Raw genomic sequence first — 24,597 nt, 5'->3', positions numbered from 1 at the left:
TTACGCTGGGCAAACATAGACCCGGCTATCTGGACAATCCTTGCATGAGAAGCTTTAAAAGTAAAGGTCACAGAATGGTCGGGATGAATTACAATCCCTTCCACCTGCCCCATCATCCTCAAGCTGCAGAAAAAGACTATCCCTATAAAGAAACAAATTCTCATATACATCAGACCATCAGATTATTTGCATCATAAACCACTGATTGCGGTTCATCCTTTGCGTTCTCAAAGATAGACAAATTATCTGTATATAACAAATTTGAAACAATTCCGTCTGCACTATAATACGCCAAAGTCCTTTTTTCTTCATTCGACTCAAACGCTACAACCGAAACATTGGGATTGACCAATGCCAACAACAAAGGAAATTCCCCCCAACCGCTATGCTTGACATATACAGTCTTTACATCCAAAGGCAAATTATCCACCCATTGGGCATAATTGCCATATTTCCTCATATTTGCCTTTACCATCCTAAATACGTCCGTTCCCTTGTACATGTATCTTTCCAGCACCAGGTTCTTATAATAAGAAGAGGTTTCCAGTTCTTTGCATAAATGCTCGTATCTTTCAATGAAAAAGCGGTGTACCAATCTTGTCGTTTCCGCATAGGTTTCTCCCCGTAATGCATCCGATAAGGTAATGCGTTGCTCTATGCAAACGGTAAGCCTGCCCGGATGAGCGGTAAAACTATACAGCGGCATGATGTTATTCATCCCATGGATAATGACCGGCAATATGTCAATGCCTAGTTCGTGCGCCAGATAGAAAGCCCCCTTATGATAACGCAAAATCGAAGACTTCGCATTCCGTATGCCTTCTGGAAATACAGCTATGCTATAGCCTTGTTCCACATAATGGCGGAATACATGGATATCACGTTGCAAAGAACTGTCTTGCCATGCCCTAAAATTGTTCTGGTCTATCGTATAGAAGCCCAACCAGCTGAACATAAATCGAATAACAGGATTATGACTGGAATGCGTATTGGCAACGATAAGTATCTTAGGACTTAATGCCATCAAGCACATCGGATCAAGCAGAGATTGATGGTTGCAGATGATAATAGCAGGCTTGCCGAAATCTTCCCGGTAAGGATTACGCAGCGAATAACGTACCCCAGGTATTAAATGCTGGTCTATGCGGTGTACCCAGCTTACAAACCGGTTCAGCACCCTTTGCCTCCGAACTTTTCTCCTGACGAATAAGAAAAGCAATCCTCCTGCCAGATAACCGACCAACAATTGACACAACCACCACATTCCACAAAACCAGGTTCTTGCCAAAGCAGAAAGAGTGAGCGGACGACGCCGGTAAGTACCTTTTTGCCTTACCATCCAATTGAAAACAATCGGAGGTAATGCAAACGCCATAAGCACCACCGAAAACATACCGATAATTGTCACCTCTGCCAGACTATGCAATGCAGGATGTTTCGCAAATATCAACGTACCTATACCTATAAACATAATCAGTGCGGAAAGAATGATGGAACTCTTGTAAGAAGCCAACAGTTTCTTGCGGTAAGCATATTCATAACAACATCCCTCTGTAATAAAAATGGTATAATCGTCTCCTTGTCCGAATATAAATGTGGCAAGGATGATATTGACAATATTAAAATGGATATCGAAAATGCCCATAATACCCAAAATCCAAATCCAACTGACAGCCATCGGTAAAAAAGCCAGCAATGCCAATTCAATCCTACCGAACGAAAACCATAAAAACAAAAAGACAATCATACCGCAAGCCCAACCGATATAGTTGAAATTATCAGACAAATGATTGGCCAAAGCACTGTTCATGCCTTGGATGTCAAAACTGAAATAATGAGCATTTTCCCAGTCTGATACCTGTTCTTCAATAGCATGCACACGCTCTTTATCAACCGACAGGATATCAACGACCTTGTAAGTGCCGGATATACTGTCTATACTGATATACGAATCCGAAATATGCTTTAATAAACCGGCTTTATCCGGCAAGGTTCCCGCATAATCAGCACATAAAATATCAAAATACGGCACAAACGCCTCTTCAACAAAACCTTCCTGGCTACACGCCTCTCTGAACTCATCGAAAAGCTTGTTCCGATGAGTATCTATAAATTGATGCCACAAAGACAAACGCTCCAACTGTTCATCCTTCGAACAAAAGAAACGTGTACAGGAATATAAACGTTCACCTTTTGCAGGGTGCACCAAACTTGCCAAAGAGTCTTGTATGGCAGAATGGAAAGATAAAGCCTCATCGAAAGAAGAACCTTTCGAAACCACATATACCGATTCCAAATCGTTATCCTCATCAGATGCCAGCTGTTGGAAATACTGCATATCTTTCCGCTGCTCTTCTGTCATATAATTGATATTTGCCAGATTAGCATCAAAACGTGTCGACAGACTGAAATACCCCAATACAAGGGTCAGCACCAATAATACCAGCAAGACCAACGGACTCCCCTTAAACGACAACTTGCCAGCCCATTCAAAAGGTGCCTCAGTAGCTTTCTCACCGGAATCCTCCTTCACACGCACCTTATTACGGAGGACATGAGGCAAATACATGATTACAAACAAGATAGTGCCTATTAAAAGGAAAGTACTGAAAAGTCCTAAGTCACGCAATGCAACAGCATCCAAAGGAATCAATGCCAAAAAGGCACCTACCGTCGTAACATTGCCAATAATCAATGGAGCAGCAACTTCACGCAATGCGCTCCGGATACTGGTTGTTGCTGATAAATGGGCAATCAGATGAAGAGGATAGTTAATGGCTATACCCAATATAATACTGGATATCCCTACCACAATCAGAGATATGTCCTTATAAATAAACGACAGCATCCCCATGGCAAAAACCCAACCCCACAAAATAGACACGGCTATCAGAAACAAGTGATAAAACCGTTTCAACGCATACAAAAGCAATACAAGAATCAAAATGATGGCAATGGATGCCGACAAAAGGCTATCACTTTTTATCTGTTTCGCATTACCAACAGCAATAACGGGACCACCGGTATGATGAACCTTCACCGTGGGGTGTAAAATCTTCAGCGAATCAGCCACTGATGACAGATAATCCACCAGGAGCGCATTGTGTTGCGTTTCACTATTCCCAAACGGAGAATACATCATCACGACAGCCTTATTCATTTCCGGCGTAAAGATATAACCATCATAAGTTTCAAAAGAAGCCGTTCCGTTCATTGTCTGCAATGACTGCAAAACAGGTGTAAACAGATGCAACGGGTCACGTGAAATATTTTCCGAGACAAGAGAAGACGACGGGAACATCAGCATTTCCTTATCCAAAGCCAACTGGTTGCTTATATATCCCTCCGTATTCAACAAACTATCCAGCCGGACGTAATCTTTTGACGTCAGGAAATATGGAATATGAGCATAAATATAACTAGTCAACTCATTATATTTTTCCAAATCAACCTGAGTAGTCAGACCACATACCCAATGCAGGGTATCCGTTTCCTGGATGATTGATTCATAATCTTTTATAGCCTCAATAACCGATTCTGGAGAAGCTGAGATGCTACCAGAGTCACATTGATTTTCGAACACGGCAATAATCCGATTGGCTCCCGAAATATCCTGATAAACCGAAAGAGCTTCCTTCTCACTTCCACTGACAGGAAGAAAAGCCGATATGTCTTCTTTGTAATCCAAACGTACCAACGAAACAAGGAAAACAAACGTAACGGCAACAAAAGACAATACACACAACCTTTTATGTGCAGCCATATAATCGTATAATCGGATTACAAAACGTATCATCTTGCTATTGACTTAGATTTTAATAAACTATTCATCCAATTTAAAAACTCCTTTTTCCAAGCCCGGCTCTCAGCCGTTCCTTTGGTTGAGGATGCACCAAATCCATGCCCTCCTGTTTCATACTGCAAATACAGGTGTGGCACATGATTAGCTGATAAAGCCGAATCCAGCAATACGGAATTATGATAATCAACGGTAGGATCGTCTTTACAATTGACTAAAAAGACTGGAGGACAATCAACAGGAACATGCCGTTCCAAAGATAATGAATCACACAATACACGGTTGCATATCCGATTGTCTCCCAACAATGCACGACGGGAACGCTTATGGACATAAGGAGCGTTCATCGTAACTACAGGATAGACAGAAGCAATGAAAGCCGGCCATTCCGATTTGGGGAACAAAACCACGGACGACATTGCCAGATGTCCGCCGGCTGAAAATCCCATAACCCCCAATTGTTTTACATCTATGCCATATTGTGCTGCATTCTCCCTAATCAGACGCAAAGCTTGCCGTAAGTCATTTTGCGGGTCCGGATAACGGTTCCCTCTAAAGATATACCGATACCGGAAAAGGAATGCCGGTACCTTGGCTGTCCGATATTTTAAGACAAATGCAGATATACCGTTCTTTTGCAGCCACAATGCCACATCTCTGCCTTCTGTTACATCGGCATGCCAAAAATAACTGCCTCCCGGTAAAATAACCACTGCCGGATTATCCGTTCCCGGCGAAAGATAAGGAGTCAATATAACATCTGCATGACAAGCCGTACCTTCCCAAATATTTATCTGCGACAAGCCTTTAATGGAAAATGCCAGTGCAAGTATGAACAATTTAACCTTCAACATGCAATTTCTCTATTATATAATTAGTTCCCAAAATTTCCTCACAAGTTTGCAACGAAGTCAAGATTACTCCACAAAAACCATGGATATTCACATTCTGACCTGTCAATAACAGATTGGATAATCGCGTACGGACGGGCAAATGAGAAGTAATAAAATTATTTACATCTTTCTTATATCCGCACATAGCCCCATGCCGTACTCCTGTATGGTCACGAATCGTAAGAGGCGAAGCCGTATCTACCAATGCGATAACTTCTCTAAAAAAAGGAAACAATCTTTCCATTTTGCTCAAAACCGTTTCAGCTACCTTATTTTTCCACTCATAATAACTTTTACTGCGTTTCCCAATCGTTGAGTTTTCCCAAGCAACCACCTCATTCCAGTCCATAGGAACCGTAATGCATAAAGTATGCGCATATTCTCCCTGATCCTGCACCGGGGGAGTCAAGAACATAAATTTCGTGATAACCCCTTTGCGGTTGGCACTCCATACGCTCTCATAACTCTCAAAGTAGTAACTGGAATAACGCATATAAGGAAACGAATCTTTCTTGAGTTTGATATTAAGAATAAATGCAGAACATGAATCTTCTGTTCCTTGCAATTGAGCATAATAAGATTTTGATACTGCAAATCTATCAGACAACAAGTCCAATAAAACAGCCGGATGTATAGATGAAATATATACATCGGCAGACAGGACACGGCCGGCATCTGTCTTCACATACTTCACTTTATCTCCTTCCACAATGATGTCGGAAACCCCTTCACCTGTTATAACCGTACCCCCATGTGCCTGAATAAAACGAACCAAGACTTCAACAAAACGGTATGTTCCTCCTTTGAACCGGCTGACCCCTTTTTGCAACAGAACAGCTATCACGGCATGAAGATAAGCAGGAGTTATCTTACAATCTCCAGCATAAAGCACATTCATGTATGCCAGAAGGCGACGCAATTTCAGGTTATGGATATACTTGGATATAAATTGGTCGACCGGCATAAAAAAGTCTGCATTCTGTACAAACACGTTTTGTCTGGAATTACGCAACAAGAATAAATCCATCTCATCGGTTATTGCATCCAATGCCTTTACATATGCACAGATGTCGTGCTCCTCATCAGGGAAATAATGCAACAAAGACTGCATGAATCCCTCCCTTCCTGCCGATATGTTATACACAGAATTGTCTTCTGCCACATATATTTTATCAGAAATGCCATCAGCGACATTTTCAATACAAATATCATTCAAAATACCCAGGTAGCGGCACAACCTGTATACGCTCCCCCCTTCAAACATGCTTGTTATCACATGCATATCGGTATCAAACACAGCACCTTTACGGTTGTAACTTTGCATTCCCCCACCCGGCTTCCTGTTTTTTTCAATAACAGTCACTTTCATGCCTTCTTTCGAAAGCAACGCAGCCGAAAAAAGTCCGCCAAGTCCGGCACCAATAACAATCACCTCCTTGTTAAGCATTCTGATCGTATTTATTACAAATCTTATGGTAAGAATTTACATAAAACTGCCTGAACAGTTTTGCTCTCTGCAAAATGGATTCAGCTATTTCCCTTTGTTTTACGGGACTAATCCGTTCACCGATAGAGAAAAGAATATTGCCGGTCCGCATATATTTTCCTTTTTTAGGCAATACCCTGTTTGCACCATAAATTACCAGTGGAAGAATATCAAGCTTCAATTGCTCGGCTATATAGAAAGCCCCCTTATGAAACCGCCCGATTTGTCCGTCCGGTGAACGGGTTCCTTCCGGAAAGACAGAAATACAATAGCCACGCTCTACCAATGTCTTCAATTTAGGCAGAATCACATCAATACCTGCCGATATAGGGTAATATTCGGCATGACGTATGACAAAGCCAAAATAACGGCTTTTCCAAACCCAATCATTAGTCAGAAATACAATCTTAGATGTCAGGCTCAACTGCAACATCAAATCCAAATGGCTTTGATGATTGCAGATTATCATGGCAGGTTTTGAAAAATCTTCAAAAGATTGGTTCATGATGCGCGTCTTTACCCCTATGAGTGGAAGCATTCTGACTGTTAAAGAACCAAATACATGAAGAAGCTTACGAATCGCACTGAAATCCAACTTTACGACTTTAGATAAAGCCACATAACACAACGAAAATGGAGTAATCACCAGTAATGTTCCTACCAAGAAGAACAACAAGGCTAAGAGCGTACTAACCAATATCCTTAATCCTCTCCATGCAGCTAAAGGCCATCCATATACCAAAGCCAACAGGCACAAAAACGTATTCAAGACCGAAATCCGAAAAAAGTCCTTACCTGGCCTAAAATGACTCACCCGTTCTTCGCGAGGAGGATAATAGACACGCACCGGAACCGATACAATTTTCACACCACGCCAGGCTCCAAAGACCAGCAACTCCAGTTCTGCCTCGTAACGTGATGTCAGCCCATTGATTCCGTAAAGTTTGTGCAAGGGATATAACCGATAACCGGTCTGGGTATCCGGAACATACTGCAATGTCTGCACACAAAACCAGAAATTGCTGAAAACATTTGCAAACTTACTTCCGAAAGAACGTTCTACCCCAGACAAATTCCTCCGCCCTAAAACAAAGCAACCCGGATATTTCTTATTGGCTTCAAGCAACACAGGTATATCTTCCGGATAATGCTGGTTGTCGGCATCCAATGTAATGGCATACGAAAAACCCATTTCAAGAGCTTTCCTAAAGCCTAGCTGCAAAGCTTTTCCCTTGCCTTTATTGTTATCATATTCAACAAGGGTAATACCCTTTACGGCATGAAGCAATTCCGTAGTGGCATCCGTGCTGCCATCATTGACGACAATCACATCACGGCATTGCTCCATAGCCCGTTGCACCACCTCCACGATAGTCTTTTCATTATTATAAGTAGGTATGATTATGCAAATGCCACGGTCGCATAATTCGTCAAGTTGGTTATAATTCGTATCTCTCATGCTTCCGACAAATGATAGACAACTTAGCATAAACCAAATCAAGCTGTATGTTACTTATCACACACTGGCATGCAACTTCTTCCTTACCGATTTCTATCGAAGGAAAGGCTACTGTTAATTCCGTCAACTGGTCTGGTGAAATCACCGCAGTAAACTTTGCATTTTTTATTTTCTTCAGCTCCAAATGTTCATTTATTTCCAGTGCAAGCAACTCTTGAGCCAGCTGCAAGATACATACCCCCGGAGTCACAGGTTCGCCAGGAAAATGTGCCTCATATATAAAATGGTCAGGATTCAACCGGATAACATACGAAATGCCTCCAGATGTTTCCTCTTTACGGATAACCGTATATAAATTATTTCTCAATATCATGGTTTAAAATAAAAGTATAACTCAGTTTATGCCTTACATCCTTATATGAACTTTCTCCAGAACGCATCGCTAACATTATCTTCTTCAAATTCCGCTTCAACACACGCCGTATATACCATTTGTTCAGCTTTTCAAAAACATAATGCAATTTTATTTTCGACTTTTTCGTATCATAAGAATAATCAATCAATGTAGCTCCGAAATTATTTACAATACTTGCCTTCACCGTATCTCCACTGCAAAGCAAGATACAGATACCACTCAACTCCATATCCGACCTGCGCATCGAAAAATCATAATATACACGTTCACCTTCCTTTTCCGGGAACGACTGTCCTGCTGCCCATTGGCACACAGCCCCAAAGCATAAGACAAGAATAACAATCCTAGACTTCAGGCTATTCAACATCATATATTTTTTCATCAATAGGTTCATTCTTACGCACATGAGTCAGTGTAATCGTAGTATTGTCACCGTTTTTTTCATACAGTTCTACCTCACGAACCATGGATTGCACTTTATCATAATGAAGCACAATACGCGAGAACATCATCTTCATTTCTTTTTTCATCGGTAACAATGTCGCTACATACTGTCCGTTTTCCTGTTTAGCATCCACTTCAAAACTCTTGTCCGAGAAACAATTCCCAAGTACACTGTTCAACATAATGGCTGCAATTTCCTTAAACATCCGATTACTGTTTACATCAATGACGTCTGTACGCTCCCCTTTCTTCATCATCACCTTATTCTTGTATAAAACAAACGTATAGGTATAAGGCGAAAGATATTCCCACCTCAATTTATCCGGCTGCGAACAGCTCATTCTTCCTTTTGATACCAATTCACTGCCCAACATCTTCATGCGTTTGGTCTGAACGAAATCACACTGCATGGTTTTAATGGTTGCAGCAGACCTACTTATCTCTTTAATTATCGCGTCTTTGGATATCTCCTGACCCCAAAAAGCAAGTGGCGACAAACAGCATACGAGCCATAACAAGAATCTATTCATAGAGTATAAAATTTAACTAATTCGCTATAATAAAACAACCTAACACAATTAAAGACACTCCTAACCATTTATAGAAGTCTACTTCTTCCTGAAAAAAAACCATTGCAGCCAACAGCCCGAAGACATAGCTTAAACTCACCAATGGATAAGATGAACTTAACGGATAATGTTTAAGAATATACATCCAAAGCAAACTGGCTGCACCAAAACAAATGCCGCTCAAAGCTAATTGCCAATTGGCAAAGACCGAAATCCAAAATGATCTGGTCCAGCCGAAAGGCTCCATTCTCATCAATCCAAACTTCAAGGTAACTTGCCCTAACGTAAGCAAGATACTCTGAATAACCGCCAAAGGGAAAAGTCCGAAATTCATAGCTGTCTACTTATTATCTTTTTTCACTATAACCAAACTCTTTGAACTGATACATGGCAATTCCTTTTTCCCGGCACGTTTAAGGAACGAAGCATATTGTCCGGTACATTCATCATGACATCCTACAAGCACCACCTTAGCCTTGCCTTCAGTTATAAGCATCCGTGCATCCGCTATTGCCCACCGCAAAGAATCCTCACCTTGCACATACGTCATGTTATAACCATGACATTTCAAACGTACAGCCAGGATTCCGGCCAGGGTATTATGTGTACTTTGCATAAAAAGCGTAGGGCTGACACTATCTTCACCCAAAGTATCAATGCCTCGCAGAATCTTTTCACTGTTAGTCAGCATTCCGTGTGAAGTCGCTACAATAATGGCATCCGGCGAATGAATGCCGGCTTCCGAAAGTACTTTCAAAGAAGTGTACATAGCCGCTTTGGTCAATAAGTCCATACGCCTTTGCTCAATAGGCGGAATAAACTGCTTCAACAGTTTCAGTTCATCCAAATCCTTTAATTCATACCCGGAAAGAATTTCAGCCTCCACTTTACTGTCAGACAACGGTAATTCACTTTCCTGCTGTGATAACAATAACGATGTATCATTGCCTCCAAAACCAAAAGAATTACATAGCACATACTGCAACCGGCATTGCCCATTACCCATAAACGGAACAATACAATTGGCATCTGCTGTCTGCCAGCCAAGATTAACAGGAATATAATGATTCCGCATAGCTATCAAGGAAATAACAGTCTCTATCGCTCCTGATGCACTCGTCGTATGTCCGGTAAACGATTTGGTACTTGATACCGGTGGAATATTTCCGCCAAACAAACGCTTTAAAGCGACCGATTCGCTTTGGTCATTATTCAAAGTCCCGGTACCATGAGCATTTATATAATCAACCTGCGTATAATCTATTCCCGCCATACATAAGGCATCCTGCATAGCCAAATATGCACCTTCTCCATTTTCAGATGTGGCTGTTTGATGAAAAGCATCACAACGGTTACCATATCCGGCTATGAAAGCCGAAACTTCAGCATGACGGGCAACAGCATCCTCAAAACGCTCCAGCACGACATAGGCAGCACCTTCACCCAAATTCAATCCTGAACGGGAAGCATCAAAAGGACGACATGGTTCAGATGACAAAATCATCAGACTCTTAAACCCATTCAAATGAAACAGGGAAAGAGATTCAGCCCCGCCAGCAACAATAAGGTCTGCTTCGCCAGCCAACAGCATTCTCGTTCCAAGAATGATTGCATTCAATGCTGAAGAACAAGCCGTAGAGACAGTACAGGTATCCGCATCAAGCCCTGCAAGTTCTGCAATATCCACCGAAGATTTACCGCAATCAAATGCATCCAGATAATCCAAATAGGTATCATCGGCCAGGATAGAATGATAAAAACGTTCTGTCACATCCATCCCTCCCACGGTAGTACCGGAAATAAAGCAGACACGCCTGGTTTTCAAATATGGAAGCTTCAGACCGGCATCATCCAAAGCCTGACGCACCGCATAGGCTCCCAGCAAGACCGTACGGCTGACAATCTTGTCAGCCCGTATGCCCAATGACATTTTCAGCTCTTCATCCGATTGCTTTACTTCTCCTACCAGCAGGTCTTTATGACACGAAGGAAGATACTTCATGCCCTGGATACCACTCTTACGGGCTACCAGCGCATCAGATACAGTTTTCTTATCTGTACCTATCGCACAAATGATGCCGCTGCCTGTTATCGCTATACGTTGTTTCACAATCACTTATTTAGTGCGGTGTTCTTTTACATAATCCGCTATATGCTCTATACTGGTAAAAATAGCCTTTCCCTCTGCTGCATTGGACAAACGGATACCATAGTTCTTTTCCAACAGCACAATAATCTCCAGGGCATCAATCGAATCGAGCCCCAGACCTTCATCACCGAAAAGCGGTGCTTTGACATCTATATCTTCAGGAGATACTCCTTCTAAATTTAATGCTTCAATAATCTGTTCTTTAAGTTTCAATACCAAATCTTCCATAGTGTCTTATTTTCAATTTACTTTTTTAATCAATCTAATATCAGCTACAAAATCATCATCTCCCATATATTCCAGCCAGCCGGTTAAGCAATAAGAGAGATTTTCATCAGCCAAAGTTGAACTTACCAGTTGCCCCATCATTTTTTCATCCCGCTCTGGCAAAATATAAAACGATGTTTCACTATGCATACCATGCCGTAACGCTATTTCCCCGTTGACTATATTGGGCAAAGTATAAACAAAAGCACTGGGGCTTGGGAAAAAATTATTCTCCCCGCTGATAGATGCAAGGTATTTCTTATCCGCACAAAGAGACGAACTGTGGTTGAACAGGACAATGGCAGTCTGTTCATAGCTGTCAAAATCCGGTACCGATTGGAACAACAGTTCTGCAGCGACCAGCCCTAACCGAGACAAACCATCCATCTTATAAAAACGTGGGTAGTCTCCCATGCTGCGCTTATACAGTTCCACTATCAGGTTTTTCCCTCTTTCCACCATCGGCAGCCGGTTTTCATTTATCCATATTTCCTGCGAAGATAAAATAACTTTGCTTATTGTCGTATAATCCGGAAGATGTAACACACGGTTATCTTCTTCCGCCTTACCAGTAAAGAAAACGGCTGCATTGCACCCTCCGAATCCAGAAATGAGTTTGACAAAAGCGTTTTTATCGGAACTACGGTTATGGGAAGACATATTGATAACCCCTGAGACACCGGAAGCATGAAAACCTCTGGTACCTAAGATAACACCATCATCTGCCGATAACATCGAAATAATACATTCCATTACACCAGCAGCCCCCATAGTATGCCCAAAATAACCTTTCAATGCATTTGCCGGAACGTCCGTAAGATGAGAGCGTTCAAGCGCTTTCCATTCCATCTGGTCATTATACAGAGTTGCCGTACCATGCAGATTGATAAAAGCCAACTCTTCTTTTTCATTGCCAAGCACCTTTGCAAGTGCCATCCCCGAACCAATCCCTTTCGGCGAGGGAGTACTGATATGATATGCATCATTACATACCGCCCCTCTGCAGATATGCCATTTCCCCTTGCTTGCCGACAAAACGACAGTAGCAGCTGCCTCGCCCAAATTAAGTCCGATGCGTTCTTCGTCAAACGGTCTGCATTCATCCGGAGAAAGTGCTTTTAAAGACTCAAATCCGGAAACAATGAATTTTCCCAACACATCGCAACCACATACCACCACATGACGATAAAAACCAGCATCAATCAGCCGCGAAGCAGCAATCAAAGCAGAGACACCCGAGATACAGGCATTACATACCACAAGAGGTTCATTGACAAAACCCAAATAACGGGCAATCTTCTCAGCCGTTCTTCCTGGCAAAACTTGTTCATCCGAGATAGTGTCCAACGATTCGACATTCGCTTTCGTGGTACTCAACACAAAACATACCTCTTTACCCGATACATCCATACCGATGTCAGCAATCGCCTTCCGGACCGAATGGATAACAAGAGATTCAAACCAAGTAAATCCTTCAACCAGAAGCTGTTCCCGCATTTCCTCATCAAAGACAGACGCTGTTACCGACAATGAGGTACCGAATGCTTTTTCGCAAAGACGCAACGAAGAATTGCCACACTTGATTGCATGATAATTCATCTCACTCGTAAAGCCAAGTGGCGATATGATATTATGTGCTACTACTGTTGCCATTTGCGCTTCCATTCTTCAAAAAAATCAGGATTACTAAACAAGAGTTGATAATCCATATCCATAAAAACTTGTACGGTAGTGGCCCGGCAATACAATGAATCATCCTCATAATCCCTGATTTCGTAATGAAAGATAATCTTGGCTGCTTCTGTAGGTTGGTAAGATATGCTTACATAAGCCTTGCTTCCATACCTAAGAGGTTTGCGGTACTGGATTTGCATGTCCACAATAGGCGCATAACATGCATGCTCCAGATATCCTTCATAAGTAAGTCCGTATTTTTCCCCGAAAGCCTCACGTGCATCTTCCAGATACTTAGCATACGAACCATGCCAGACAACCTTCATCATATCCACTTCGCTAAACCTGACCTTTATTCCTACTTTTTCCGTCAATACCATACCAGTTAACTTTTTAAAGCAATCTTCAAATCAGCATTTACAAGGAGCTGATTGCCTTTTCGGATAATAGCCTTTGCCAAAATCATTCCCAGAATTTCATCTTGAACCGTAACCTCTGTCGTTATCACATCGCCCGTATGAGGCAGCGATTCAATAGTAAGATTCTTCAGTGAACCGATATAACCGATTTGGATGCCCTGCTTCAGAATGTATTTATTGATATACCCAATACGTGCGGCACAAGTCTGGGCGATGTTCTCAATAAGTCCATAACCTTGCATCACTCCATGTTCCACATAAATATTTGTTTCCCGGATTGTAGTCTCACTAACCACTTTATCTTTTTCGTAATGAGTCAGGCAATCAATCATTACAAACGGAGGCTGCTGCGGTAAAAGTTCGCTCAGACGGATACTACGCATAAATTCGTCTGATGGGTTATAAAAATCAAATTCATTCATCTTCATTCATGCCAAAAATCAAAATAATTATACCATTGTGTCGGATACAGGCCAAGCATTTTCTCCAGTTCTTTCACATAAGCATCAGAAAGTTCTTCTATCCGAGCCTTGCCGTTTGCCTCTTTATTATATAATAAAGGAGTAATATAAATCGTATATTGCTTTGCAGCAGTCTTCATCACGTTTACAGCCACAACGTCCAGCGAACGCATCGCCGCTATGCTGAAAGGTCCATAGGGAAATGAAGCTTCCCCACCCAAGAAACACTTCACCAGTTTTTTAGGCGACCCCCAGATTCGGTCTGCCGGTATGCTTACCACTTCCCCTTTTGATAGGGCTGCATTGATATCGAACAGATGTGACATATCCGGAGATACAGGTATCATACGGATATGTGTATCCTTGAACAGGAACATCCGGTTCTTCATTACCGATTCCTTTTCCCCCCAATAAACCAAAGCATTGAACGCTTTCTTGTCTGCCTTCAAAGAATAACCGGCAATTTCATAATTCCCGATATGAGAACTCAACTGTACGAACGCATCGGGCTTTTCAAGCAAACGGAGATAAGCATCATAACCAACCACCTTCACTTCAAACCTTTTTCCTGCATACATGGCAAACTTATCGATGACTACTTGGGCGAAAAGGCAATGGTTCAGATAGGTATACCACGCCGAGCGCAGACAGCCGAACTGCATGCGCTTACGCATATAATGGAAAATAATCTTGCGGCTTGGGTTCAGTATCAAACATACCGGTATAACAAAAAGTGCCGTAAAAACATAGAACACTCTTACATCAATATAACGCAACATCCTAATCAGCCATCGATGCATCCAGTTATTCCCGTATGTCGTACCTGCCCATTGCTTCTCCATTGCAATACAATAACAAGAATTACTGACAGTTTAACTTGCTTTCGATGTAATCACAGAATTGGCCATAAGTCTTCACCCCTGTCATGTCTTCGGGCTTTATCTTAAAACCAAACACCCGGTCCATAATAACGACAATGTCCACGTAGTCCAAACTGTCAATACCCATATCATCTTTCAGACTGGCTTCAGGAAAAATCTTATCCTCTTCTATTTCCAGTTCGTCTACCATCAACGCTTTTACTTTTTGTTCTATTTCTTTTCTGCTCATATTTCTTTAATTATTATTGTTTCAATTTACAAACTAAAATACTATGTCCCTGGCCCAAGCCATCGAATATTTCCTCTATTTCCAATCCTGCCTTACCGATACATTCTGACAAATCATTCGTATGATACATTTTGCTGTTCCCGTTTGCTAAAGCAGCAAAATAGAGCGAAGTCATCGTAAGACAAAAAGCAGCCGGTTCGAAATGCTGACGGTCCCAAAGTGTCTCCATGATGTATAACCGGGTTTGACCCGACATCACTTCCCTGGCGCGTAAAAGAATGCTGACGATTTCATCCATAGAAAAACAATCCAGGAACTGAGACATCCATATAGCATCCAAACCACCTTCCCGACGGGGGAACGCACTGTTTTTATCCAAAAGGTTCATGCCGAATCCCGTTATCCGTCTGGCTTCTGCATCAGGCATTATCTGTTTTTTCATCATCTCTATCTGCTGCGGCAAATCCAGAACGGTCACCTCGACCTCTTTATCAAAATGCACACATTGTAAAGCCCATTTGCCCGTATTTCCACCTACATCATACAACGAGCGTGTCTGATGCTTCTTAAACACAATCTGCAAAGCTTCAGGGAAAGAGGCATCACTGTAAAAATGGTCAAATGCAAACCATGAACGCTGCACCTGCTCCGGCAACTCCGAAAGGCCTTCATAAATAGTAGACCAATCGCCGAAATGTTTCAGTCCCACGGGCTTTCCCTCTTTCAAGGATGCTTCCAGATGAAACCACCCTTCATAATTCACATCCTGATTAAAATCGATATTAACCCGGGTAGCCGGATCGTTTATCAGAAACCAACCAGTCTTGCTCAATGTATAACGTTCGGCCTGCACATCGACCAACAGAATACCTATGCTCAACGAAGCTTCCAACAAACACTTGATTGCATACTCTGACTGTTTCGTCTTCTTCACGATTTCTTCAAGTGTAAGACCTTCTCCAGAATCTCTTATCAGATCCAGGATGCCCCATTTAAGCATAATCCTAGCAACTTGGAATACCACAGGTCCCCACGCAATAAACTCTGCCAAGCGTTGTGCTTCGCGTGCCGATAAATGTTCCTTCGTGTACCGTTCTTCCAATGCAGGAAATAAATGTATCATTGTTTCGCTTTTTTCTTTTCAACCTTTATCATCTTTGCCATACGTTTGGCCAACGCTTCACCGGTAGACTTACACCCGTCACCCATCAGGTTCATGTTAGAGCCAAAGGTACCTCCATCTCCTTTTATGTCTGAAATCGTAGCAATCACATTCCCGTCGATGTCTAAAATCTCAGCATTGCTGAGCATGTCACCTTTCCTGCTGACTGACACGACATTTACCTTAACCGTATAGTCAGCTTTTGGGAAATTGCCCAATATAAAACCTACTTTTTCCTCATCGTTAAATTCTTCAACCAATTTAGCAATCACTTCATTCTTTCCTTTGGCATAACTCGGCTCATAGGTTGAAAAAGCATTTTCATCCATGTTATGTATAGAAGCATTCGAAAAATCGACAACCAGATTAACTACCTGTGCTTGGCTTACATCCAATATTGTTTTTTCTTGAGCTCCCACATAAAATAAGCTTCCCAGTACAAACACAAGGGACAAAATAACCTTCTTCATCATTCAAAAATATTTATTTGTTTAACTTCTTAATAACCAATGCCGAATTTGTTCCTCCAAAGCCAAAAGAATTGCTTAATATAACATCCAACTCCATATCTATAGTCTTTGTAGCCAAATGCAACTTCTCAGAATATTCGTCCGGATTCATGAAATTAATGTTAGGAGCCACAAAATTATTCTGCATCATGACAATCGAATAAACCAGCTCGCTTGCACCTGCCATCCAGCATTCATGCCCGGTCATCGACTTCGTACTGGATATCCATGCATGTTTCTTGTCGAACAGACGGGATAAAGCCATCGCCTCTACCATGTCACCACGCGGTGTAGAGGTTGCATGGGCATTGATGTAATCTACATCGTCTGCCTCAATCGCAGCATCCTTCATTGCCCGCATCATGGCAAGTGCCGACCCTTCATCACTAGGCTGAGAGATACCTCCACCATTACTGGAAAAACCATAACCACAGACTTCGCATAAAATCTCTGCTCCCCGCGCCCTGGCATGTTCATACTCTTCAAGTACAAGAGCCGCTGCACCACCACTTGGTATCAAACCGTCACGGTCACGGTCGAAAGGGCGAGAAGCCTTGTCCGGCTCATCTGTCCGCATCGAAAAAGTACGGATAGCATCGAACGAGGACATTCCATACATGTTAACCTCCTGTGCTCCACCACACAGAATCATGTCCTGCAATCCCTGCTTAATCAGCATATAACCCAGACCTATCGAATGGCTGCCGCTGGCACAAGCGGCACTTACCGTAAAGTTGATGCCACGCAAGCCAAAGATAGAGCACAAATTCATATTGACCGTAGAATTCATCGACTGGAAAATAGACCCGGAACCGACCAGTTCGGAGTCGTGTTTTTCCGCCATAATCTGATAACCTTTGATGACGGCCTCTGCTGTAGAATCGTTCCCGAAAATACAGCCCACCTCATTGCCTGCCAAATAAGAGCTGTCTACACCTGCCATCCGGAAAGCCTCACGGGCTGCCATATATGCATATTCGGCTTCTTCCGACAGGCAAGCCCGCTGACGGCGGTCAAGCAATCCTTTCAATTGGGGTTTCTCTACGATTCCCGTCAGAGGCGACCTGAATCCATAAGCGATACGGGCTTTATCAATTCCTATACCCGATTTTCCTTCATACAAAGAACACTTGATAGTATCTATATCTGTACCGATGCACGTCCATGCACCGATACCGGTAACTACTACTCTCTTATTCATAAGCCCTATGCACTAAGTATACAAACCACCGTTTATCGAAATCACCTCGCCTGTAATATAACCGGCTGCATCCGAGCACAAGAATCCGACCAATGCTGCCACTTCTTCCGGCTTGCCGAAACGATTCATCGGAACCATCTTCTTCAGGTCTTCAACAGGCAAATCTTTGGTCATATCGCTTTCGATGAACCCAGGAGCAACGGCATTAACCGTCACATTCCGACTGGCAACTTCTTGTGCCAAAGCTTTGGTCGCACCTATCAACGCCGCTTTTGCTGCACTGTAATTTGTCTGTCCAGGCATACCTTTCAGTCCCGACAGAGAAGCCATGTTGACAATATGCCCTCCGTGTTTTCTCATCAGCATTTTAGGCAACAATTTCCGTGTCACGTAATAAAAACCGTTCAGCGAAGTATTGATGACATCATGCCAGTCCTGTTCAGGCATCATAAACATCAGGTTATCCCGCCGTATGCCTGCATTATTAATAAGGTATGCTATATAATCATCCGGATGGTTTTGTTCCCATGCATCCAAAGCCGCAGAGACTTCCTGCTCGTTTCCGACATCAAACTTCAGTAACTCTGCGCTTCCACCACGGGAAACAACCGTATCTAAAACCTCACGGGCTGCTGTATCATTAGACTGATAATTAATCAGAACCGGTATACCCATTTGCGACAGTGTCAGACAAACCGCCCGTCCTATCCCTCTTGAGCCACCTGTTACAAGAGCATATTTCATATTCACTTGGCTATTTTTATAAAAAAAAATTATTCACGTGCAAAATTATAAAATACCATCCAAAAGACAAAGCTACTTATCTTCTTTTTCAGAGCAAACGCATCTAAATTATGCAGATTACCCTCAACGGCGGAAAGATTGTCTGAAGTAGTACTGCATCTGCCAATGAAGTATATATCCGTAGACGGATGAAGTATCAATTCATGGATTACTTCCTTTGTTCGTCCGCAGAAGCCGGCTGCATGAAAAGTCCCTTACAGTCAGGACTGCTGTCCCAGCGGAATAGGACTACAGTCCTATATAGGGTAGGACTGCAGTCCTGGCTGCAAGGGACTGAGCGAGGACTGAACTGCTACGGACTGGAAAGTAGTATGCTGCCGGGAATTGATTTGCAATTCCATACTCACTGAATCCGCCTTGCAATCGTAATGCAGATACCGGTCAGTAGCCGGACACGCAATCCCTACCGTTTGGGAAGATACGGCATAAAACCGGTTCCAATAGGCAGAGACTACCGGATACTTTTCCTTATATTCCAACAGCATCTTACACAACTTACCATCAGCAGACATCCGCCAAAGGCCGCACGGACCATTATAAATGAAATCCGGTGTAAAACAAAGAAAACTGCCGTCGGGCAACAACGTTATATGATTAGCCATATATTCAGTCGTAATCGTACGAAGAAAATCACCGGCAAAAGTATATACATGAATTTTCCCCGCCACCTTATCATATACATACAAGGCTTCGGGATGACTGCCGACCATCAGACGGGTAACCGTAGTATATTCGCCGGGACCTTGCCCTTGCCGATGAATCTTATTAAGAAAAGTACCGTCCTTCGTAAAACGGTAAATAGCCTGCTGAAGCTGGTCGTAAACGAACAGGCAGCTGTCGGATGTACAGACCTGAACCGGCCTGCCTATCACCTCGCCCTTGGGAAGAGACAAAGGAATAATCTGCTTAGCCGACACAATATCAGCCAATGAAAGGCATTCTTCCACGACCGAGAAATCCACATCGACCGAAACCTTGCATGATTCACTGTCCGAACGGAAAGAACGGGAGCATCCACAAAGCAAAAATACTAAAATCACATACACATACTTCATCTTGTTTACCCTTATATTGAAATTAATATTACAGAACGCATAATCCTACAACCGAATCATGCGTTCGATATAAATATTCTTCACAAAATCTCCTATACTATTAAGGACAAACATCTATCGCAGAACAAGCACTATATTTATTCGCAGTATATTTACAACAGGGCATTTCTTTATTCTGCGCCTGATAAGCCGTTACACCTGCGACTACAGCCAAAGCGGCTGCAAACGTGATTTTCAATATATTCTTTTTCATCTTTTGCTAATTTTTATGTTATTATTGTTTTTCATTGATACCTGCGAAGCTGCAAATCACCGGTTTGCACATCTTCTGTTGTATTCTTAGAAGCTGTTTTGAATTTCTCCAAAAAGTTTTTCTTGGCTTGATGTATCCGTTTCCGTGTGTGCTTTGGGTGATTTTTTGGTCCTTTGCGCGGTATGAAAATGTGCATTTTGTATATGCCACGTAGCAGAGACGATGTGCACATCGTCTCTACAAAAGCGGTGCGAAATGTTCAAGAAAATGCACAAATTCATACCGCGCATGGTATAATATCAAAATAGTAAAGAGTAAATTACAATATGAATACCGCAATGAGCCAATGTAGGGACGGTGTCCGCCCGCCCGTATGCGCCTGCGTGGATGTATTCGGGCAGGCAAACCCTTCCCTACAAGTTAATTGGCAAGATGCGGAATTCATTAAAATATTCTACGTGCTGATTGGGGGTAAACAGGTGAAAAACACGTCTTATCGGCATCAGGAGATGTGCGCCTCACCATGTATATGTGAAAAAATCCGCTCAAGAATACACAGAATAAGAAAAAACGGTTATCTTTGCTTTACATTAACCTCAAAAACGACAAATATCATGTTTACAATTCAAGCAAACCCGTCCGGCACACGGACTATGGAAATATCAGAAGAACACCTGAAAACCATTGAAAAATATGCCTTGTTCCAACACCTGATAGACAGCAACGGCATTGTAGACGAATCGGTTCTGGACAAACTGAAACTGAACGTGCGTTCGCTCATCGTTTCTTCTGAAGGTAATTGCAAAGACCTGCTCGACCTGTGCATTGATGTGATTTATCACAACAACATGAAAGCATTTGGCCTGTATCAGCTTATCCAGCTGTACATCAAATGGCAACGTGAGCAGGAAGGCAGCCTTAGCCCCGAACTGCTGAACGAACCTCTGAACTGAGAAACTGTTTTGAATTTCTACATTCACACGGAGGGCACGGAGATAAACAGATAAACAAAAAGAGAGTCTTTCTGTGTCCTCCTTATGATGAAAATCTCAAACCCTGAAATCTCCCAATGACAAACAAAACCTATCAACTGACAGACTGGCTACCTACGACAAAAAAAGAAGTGGAACTGAGAGGCTGGAACGAACTGGATGTCATCTTATTCAGCGGAGACGCTTATATCGACCATCCTTCGTTCGGTGCTGCCGTCATCGGGCGTATTCTGGAAGCAGAGGGACTGAAAGTAGCCATTGTGCCCCAACCTAACTGGCGTGACGACCTGCGTGACTTCAAAAAGCTGGGGCGTCCACGCCTGTTCTTCGGTATAAGCGCCGGAAGTATGGACAGCATGGTAAACAAATATACTGCCAACAAACGGTTGCGGAGCGAAGATGCCTATACCCCCGACGGAAGACACGACATGCGGCCGGAATATCCGAGCATAGTATATACACGCATCCTGAAAGAACTGTATCCGGATGTACCCGTCGTGCTGGGAGGTATCGAAGCATCCCTGCGCCGCCTGACGCATTACGACTATTGGCAAGATAAAGTATGCCCTTCTATCCTGATAACTTCAGGTGCCAACCTGCTGATATACGGCATGGGCGAAAAGCCCATAACCGAACTGTGCCGGCACATGAAAACATGCGGCACGCCACTACCCACCGACATTCCACAAACGGCTTATCTGGCCGACCGGAAAAGTTTTGCAGCAGAAGAAACAGACCTGCACCTCTTCTCGCATGAAGAATGCCTTGCCGACAAACGTAAACAGGCGCAGAACTTCCGCCACATCGAAGAAGAATCGAACAAATATGAAGCATTGCGTATTTGGCAGGAAACAGGCGATAAGGTAGTAGTCGTAAATCCACCTTATCCACCCATGAGCCAAAAAGAACTGGACCATTCGTTCGACCTTCCTTATACACGCTTGCCTCATCCGAAATACAAAGGCAAGCGCATCCCTGCATACGATATGATTAAATTCTCGGTCAATATCCACCGGGGATGTTTCGGAGGCTGCGCATTCTGTACCATATCGGCACACCAAGGAAAATTCATCGTGAGCCGAAGCAAGGAAAGCATTCTGAAAGAAGTAAAAGCAATTACAGAAATGCCCGACTTCAAAGGTTACCTAAGCGATTTGGGCGGACCATCTGCCAACATGTATGCCATGCATGGGAAAGATGAAAAGTTGTGTCACAAGTGCAAACGCCCTTCGTGTGTGCACCCGAAAATTTGTCCGAACCTGAATACCGACCATCGCCCGCTACTGGACATCTATCACAGCGTGGATGCCTTGCCCGGCATCAAAAAGAGTTTCATCGGAAGCGGAGTGCGCTACGACCTGTTATTACATCAAAGCAAAGACCCTGAAGTAAATCGGAGTGCAGCACAGTATACGCGCGAACTCATCGTACGTCATGTAAGCGGACGGCTGAAAGTAGCTCCTGAACATACAAGCCCACGGGTATTGGACATCATGCGCAAACCTCCGTTCGAACAATTCTATGAATTCAAACGAATCTTCGACCGCCTGAACCGTGAATTGAACCTGCGCCAACAGATTATTCCCTATTTCATCAGCAGTCATCCCGGATGTACAGAAGAGGACATGGCCGAACTTGCCGTCATCACTAAAAAGCTGGACTTTCATTTAGAACAGGTACAAGACTTTACACCTACTCCCATGACAGTCGCAACAGAAGCCTGGTACACAGGTGTGCATCCATACACACTGGAACCCGTTTTCTCGGCAAAAACACAGAAAGAAAAGTTGGCGCAACGTATGTTCTTCTTCTGGTATAAGCCTGAAGAACGGCGCAAAATCATTGCCGAACTGAAACGGATAGGGAGAAGCGACCTGATAAAGAAACTGTATTGATACTGTTCTGCCCCCAAAAGGTGTGTCAAGACAAACAGACACACCTCCAACACTCAGCTGTTTATTTATGCAAAATACGTACTGGCATCAGCCGGTAAAGCATCTTGCGGGTCATGATTTTATGATTCAAGAAATTCACAATATAACCAGTAATAAGTGCTGCTACAACCGATCCTTCACGTACACCTTCAATACTTCGAGTAAAACCTAACGAAAGAAGCACAGCTATCAGAACCAACGTTACATCGAAACCAACCTTTACATTACCGAATTCCTTATGCAAACGGCGAGAAAGATATTTCACTGTTCCTTCGGCACTCATCATCGCTACCTTAGGCTTGATTTCGAACACCACACCTACCGACTGAACCAGACATCCCATCAACAAAACTCCTATTGACATCAGGTAACCCGTAGTATGCAACTCTGAAGTAAGCCACATGTTCAAATCAATAAATGCAGAAAATACAAACGACAAAGGTATCTGAAGCAAGATTTCTACCACATCTTTACGCGTACCGTACCCACCCCGGATAAGCCAAAGCTGAATCAGTACCATCAGCATATTGGTGATAAATGTCCATGTTCCCAAGGTAAGCGGAGTATTCAGACTCAACACGTAATTGGTACTGGAAATGGGGGGTGGTTCCTAATGCCGAATGCACAATCAATACGATTCCCATTGCCAAGAAATACAGACCTAAAATAAAAACCAAATACCTTTTAATCAAACTTTCCTTTTCCATATCGCTTTATGAAACTATTTATTTGCATGCAAAGGTACTGTTTTTCTGGGAAAAACGGATAAGACATTCAGAGTTTGTGGAATAAAAAAATCGGGTACAAGGACACTTTTCTATTTAATAAATGTCCGCAATTAGCCAATCCGTTTGAGTTGCAAACGCAGTAGTACTGCGTTTGCCGATGAAGATATATTCGTAGGCGGATGCAGTATATATTCAACCGCGAATGCAGTATATATTCATTTTTCAGGAGTATATATTGGCTAAAGGACATTCATTTCTATTTACGGTATCCTTGCGTCCCGATTTCTTCTCTTATTGTTTCGTTACAACGGCTTATACTCTACAAACGCCTCCATCGCCTCGTAGCAGGCAAGCCCCAATTTGTCGTAAAGCGAAGCTGTGCCACGGTTGCGGTCCTCGCTGCGTTGCCAGAAGAGGCGCTCGTCATTGCCCAGGAACGGGGCACTCTCCATCTGAGACTGGTGCTTCAGAATGGAATTCCGTTTCGCACGAAGCTCTTCGGGACTGAACGGCACAGCCATCTCGATGTTCTCGATTTCCCATTCCGCCCATGCCCCGCGGTACATCCAGATGCGGCAATCCTTCAACCATGCGGCACCGGCATTCTTTTCCTCGTCAATAGCTGCCAGTACGGCATCGGTGCAGACACGGTGCGTGCCATGGGGGTCGGCAAGGTCGCCGGCTACATAAATCTGGTGAGGCTGCACCTCCTGCAACAGCTTCTGGACGATTTGCACATCCGTCTCGCTAATGGGGTTCTTCTCGATGCGCCCCGTCTCGTAGAAAGGAAGGTCGAGGAAATGCACATGGTCCA

General features: G+C 43.0%; 24 protein-coding genes and 2 pseudogenes. 2 read left to right on the top strand and 24 right to left on the bottom strand.

Features of this window, described 5'->3' with window-relative positions; translation table 11 throughout:
* Nucleotides 1-169 precede the first annotated feature (169 nt).
* The 22 genes from B5F78_RS07315 to B5F78_RS07215 all read right to left on the bottom strand — a co-directional run bounded on the left by B5F78_RS07315 (nucleotide 170) and on the right by B5F78_RS07215 (nucleotide 20,325).
* Nucleotides 170-3,796, bottom strand: coding sequence for a 1-acyl-sn-glycerol-3-phosphate acyltransferase (locus B5F78_RS07315; protein ID WP_087406385.1), 3,627 nt, complete (start codon nucleotides 3,794-3,796; stop codon nucleotides 170-172).
* A complete protein-coding gene (locus B5F78_RS07310) occupies nucleotides 3,793-4,653 on the bottom strand; it encodes an alpha/beta hydrolase (protein ID WP_087210157.1) in 861 nt (286 codons plus the stop codon). Before B5F78_RS07310 ends, B5F78_RS07315 begins: the two co-directional genes overlap by 4 nt.
* Nucleotides 4,640-6,139 (bottom strand): phytoene desaturase family protein, encoded by a 1,500-nt coding sequence (locus B5F78_RS07305; protein WP_087406384.1) that lies wholly within the window; start codon nucleotides 6,137-6,139, stop codon nucleotides 4,640-4,642. The genes B5F78_RS07310 and B5F78_RS07305 overlap by 14 nt, the downstream gene beginning before the upstream one ends.
* Nucleotides 6,132-7,637, bottom strand: a complete 1,506-nt coding sequence (locus B5F78_RS07300) for a glycosyltransferase (RefSeq protein WP_087210163.1) — start codon at nucleotides 7,635-7,637, stop codon at nucleotides 6,132-6,134. The genes B5F78_RS07305 and B5F78_RS07300 overlap by 8 nt, the downstream gene beginning before the upstream one ends.
* Nucleotides 7,618-8,010, bottom strand: a complete 393-nt coding sequence (locus tag B5F78_RS07295; RefSeq protein WP_022040308.1) for a 3-hydroxymyristoyl/3-hydroxydecanoyl-ACP dehydratase — start codon at nucleotides 8,008-8,010, stop codon at nucleotides 7,618-7,620. The genes B5F78_RS07300 and B5F78_RS07295 overlap by 20 nt, the downstream gene beginning before the upstream one ends.
* Nucleotides 7,994-8,422 carry a hypothetical protein gene (locus tag B5F78_RS07290; protein WP_087406383.1) on the bottom strand — a complete coding sequence of 143 codons (429 nt, stop codon included), beginning with the start codon at nucleotides 8,420-8,422 and terminating at the stop codon, nucleotides 7,994-7,996. The genes B5F78_RS07295 and B5F78_RS07290 overlap by 17 nt, the downstream gene beginning before the upstream one ends.
* Nucleotides 8,409-9,026, bottom strand: coding sequence for an outer membrane lipoprotein carrier protein LolA (locus B5F78_RS07285; RefSeq protein WP_087248188.1), 618 nt, complete (start codon nucleotides 9,024-9,026; stop codon nucleotides 8,409-8,411). Before B5F78_RS07285 ends, B5F78_RS07290 begins: the two co-directional genes overlap by 14 nt.
* A 16-nt stretch (nucleotides 9,027-9,042) precedes the next feature.
* Nucleotides 9,043-9,399, bottom strand: coding sequence for an EamA family transporter (locus B5F78_RS07280; RefSeq protein ID WP_087406382.1), 357 nt, complete (start codon nucleotides 9,397-9,399; stop codon nucleotides 9,043-9,045).
* 6 nt (nucleotides 9,400-9,405) lie between these two features.
* Nucleotides 9,406-11,175, bottom strand: coding sequence for a beta-ketoacyl synthase N-terminal-like domain-containing protein (locus tag B5F78_RS07275; protein WP_022040312.1), 1,770 nt, complete (start codon nucleotides 11,173-11,175; stop codon nucleotides 9,406-9,408).
* 6 nt (nucleotides 11,176-11,181) lie between these two features.
* On the bottom strand, nucleotides 11,182-11,442 hold the full coding sequence (locus tag B5F78_RS07270; RefSeq protein ID WP_022040313.1) for a phosphopantetheine-binding protein: 261 nt from the start codon (nucleotides 11,440-11,442) through the stop codon (nucleotides 11,182-11,184).
* Between the two features lie 12 nt (nucleotides 11,443-11,454).
* Nucleotides 11,455-13,134, bottom strand: coding sequence for a beta-ketoacyl synthase N-terminal-like domain-containing protein (locus tag B5F78_RS07265; RefSeq protein WP_087406381.1), 1,680 nt, complete (start codon nucleotides 13,132-13,134; stop codon nucleotides 11,455-11,457).
* On the bottom strand, nucleotides 13,122-13,535 hold the full coding sequence (locus B5F78_RS07260) for an acyl-CoA thioesterase (RefSeq protein ID WP_087210172.1): 414 nt from the start codon (nucleotides 13,533-13,535) through the stop codon (nucleotides 13,122-13,124). Before B5F78_RS07260 ends, B5F78_RS07265 begins: the two co-directional genes overlap by 13 nt.
* 5 nt (nucleotides 13,536-13,540) lie before the next feature.
* On the bottom strand, nucleotides 13,541-14,002 hold the full coding sequence (locus B5F78_RS07255; protein WP_022040316.1) for a hypothetical protein: 462 nt from the start codon (nucleotides 14,000-14,002) through the stop codon (nucleotides 13,541-13,543).
* Nucleotides 13,999-14,877 carry an LpxL/LpxP family acyltransferase gene (locus B5F78_RS07250; RefSeq protein WP_239473416.1) on the bottom strand — a complete coding sequence of 293 codons (879 nt, stop codon included), beginning with the start codon at nucleotides 14,875-14,877 and terminating at the stop codon, nucleotides 13,999-14,001. The genes B5F78_RS07255 and B5F78_RS07250 overlap by 4 nt, the downstream gene beginning before the upstream one ends.
* Before the next feature lie 19 nt (nucleotides 14,878-14,896).
* Complete coding sequence (locus B5F78_RS07245) at nucleotides 14,897-15,145, bottom strand: acyl carrier protein (protein ID WP_087406380.1); 249 nt, start codon at nucleotides 15,143-15,145, stop codon at nucleotides 14,897-14,899.
* Between the two features lie 13 nt (nucleotides 15,146-15,158).
* The gene (locus B5F78_RS07240; protein ID WP_087406393.1) at nucleotides 15,159-16,265 is read right to left on the bottom strand and encodes a methyltransferase; all 1,107 of its coding nucleotides are present in this window, start codon (nucleotides 16,263-16,265) and stop codon (nucleotides 15,159-15,161) included.
* Nucleotides 16,265-16,780: a hypothetical protein gene (locus B5F78_RS07235; protein WP_087210174.1), complete on the bottom strand. Its 516-nt coding sequence runs from the start codon at nucleotides 16,778-16,780 to the stop codon at nucleotides 16,265-16,267. Before B5F78_RS07235 ends, B5F78_RS07240 begins: the two co-directional genes overlap by 1 nt.
* 10 nt (nucleotides 16,781-16,790) lie before the next feature.
* A complete protein-coding gene (locus tag B5F78_RS07230) occupies nucleotides 16,791-18,017 on the bottom strand; it encodes a beta-ketoacyl-[acyl-carrier-protein] synthase family protein (protein ID WP_087406379.1) in 1,227 nt (408 codons plus the stop codon).
* Between the two features lie 12 nt (nucleotides 18,018-18,029).
* Nucleotides 18,030-18,761: a 3-oxoacyl-ACP reductase FabG gene (gene fabG, locus B5F78_RS07225; protein ID WP_022040322.1), complete on the bottom strand. Its 732-nt coding sequence runs from the start codon at nucleotides 18,759-18,761 to the stop codon at nucleotides 18,030-18,032.
* Between the two features lie 296 nt (nucleotides 18,762-19,057).
* On the bottom strand, nucleotides 19,058-19,861 hold the full coding sequence (locus tag B5F78_RS07220; RefSeq protein ID WP_162608501.1) for a 6-bladed beta-propeller: 804 nt from the start codon (nucleotides 19,859-19,861) through the stop codon (nucleotides 19,058-19,060).
* Between the two features lie 115 nt (nucleotides 19,862-19,976).
* Nucleotides 19,977-20,129, bottom strand: coding sequence for a hypothetical protein (locus B5F78_RS17115; RefSeq protein ID WP_162608500.1), 153 nt, complete (start codon nucleotides 20,127-20,129; stop codon nucleotides 19,977-19,979).
* A 31-nt stretch (nucleotides 20,130-20,160) separates the two neighbouring features.
* Nucleotides 20,161-20,325 carry a hypothetical protein gene (locus B5F78_RS07215; RefSeq protein ID WP_158098076.1) on the bottom strand — a complete coding sequence of 55 codons (165 nt, stop codon included), beginning with the start codon at nucleotides 20,323-20,325 and terminating at the stop codon, nucleotides 20,161-20,163.
* Between the two features lie 418 nt (nucleotides 20,326-20,743).
* Here B5F78_RS07215 and B5F78_RS07210 point away from each other — a divergent pair, with 418 nt between their 5' ends.
* Together B5F78_RS07210 and B5F78_RS07205 are read left to right on the top strand one after the other, a co-directional pair.
* A complete protein-coding gene (locus B5F78_RS07210) occupies nucleotides 20,744-21,082 on the top strand; it encodes a hypothetical protein (protein WP_022040324.1) in 339 nt (112 codons plus the stop codon).
* 116 nt (nucleotides 21,083-21,198) lie between these two features.
* Nucleotides 21,199-23,016, top strand: coding sequence for a YgiQ family radical SAM protein (locus tag B5F78_RS07205; protein ID WP_022040325.1), 1,818 nt, complete (start codon nucleotides 21,199-21,201; stop codon nucleotides 23,014-23,016).
* Between the two features lie 61 nt (nucleotides 23,017-23,077).
* On the opposite strand, the pseudogene B5F78_RS07200 reads toward B5F78_RS07205, so the two are convergent.
* Together B5F78_RS07200 and B5F78_RS07195 are read right to left on the bottom strand one after the other, a co-directional pair.
* A pseudogene (locus B5F78_RS07200) lies at nucleotides 23,078-23,762 on the bottom strand (YczE/YyaS/YitT family protein).
* Between the two features lie 323 nt (nucleotides 23,763-24,085).
* Nucleotides 24,086-24,597, bottom strand: a pseudogene (locus B5F78_RS07195) (glucosamine-6-phosphate deaminase); the annotation flags it as partial.

The organism is Bacteroides sp. An279 (assembly GCF_002159615.1).
In the GTDB taxonomy this organism is placed as follows: Bacteria; Bacteroidota; Bacteroidia; order Bacteroidales; family Bacteroidaceae; genus Phocaeicola; species Phocaeicola intestinalis.
This window is presented reverse-complemented; position numbering and strand designations above follow the sequence as displayed.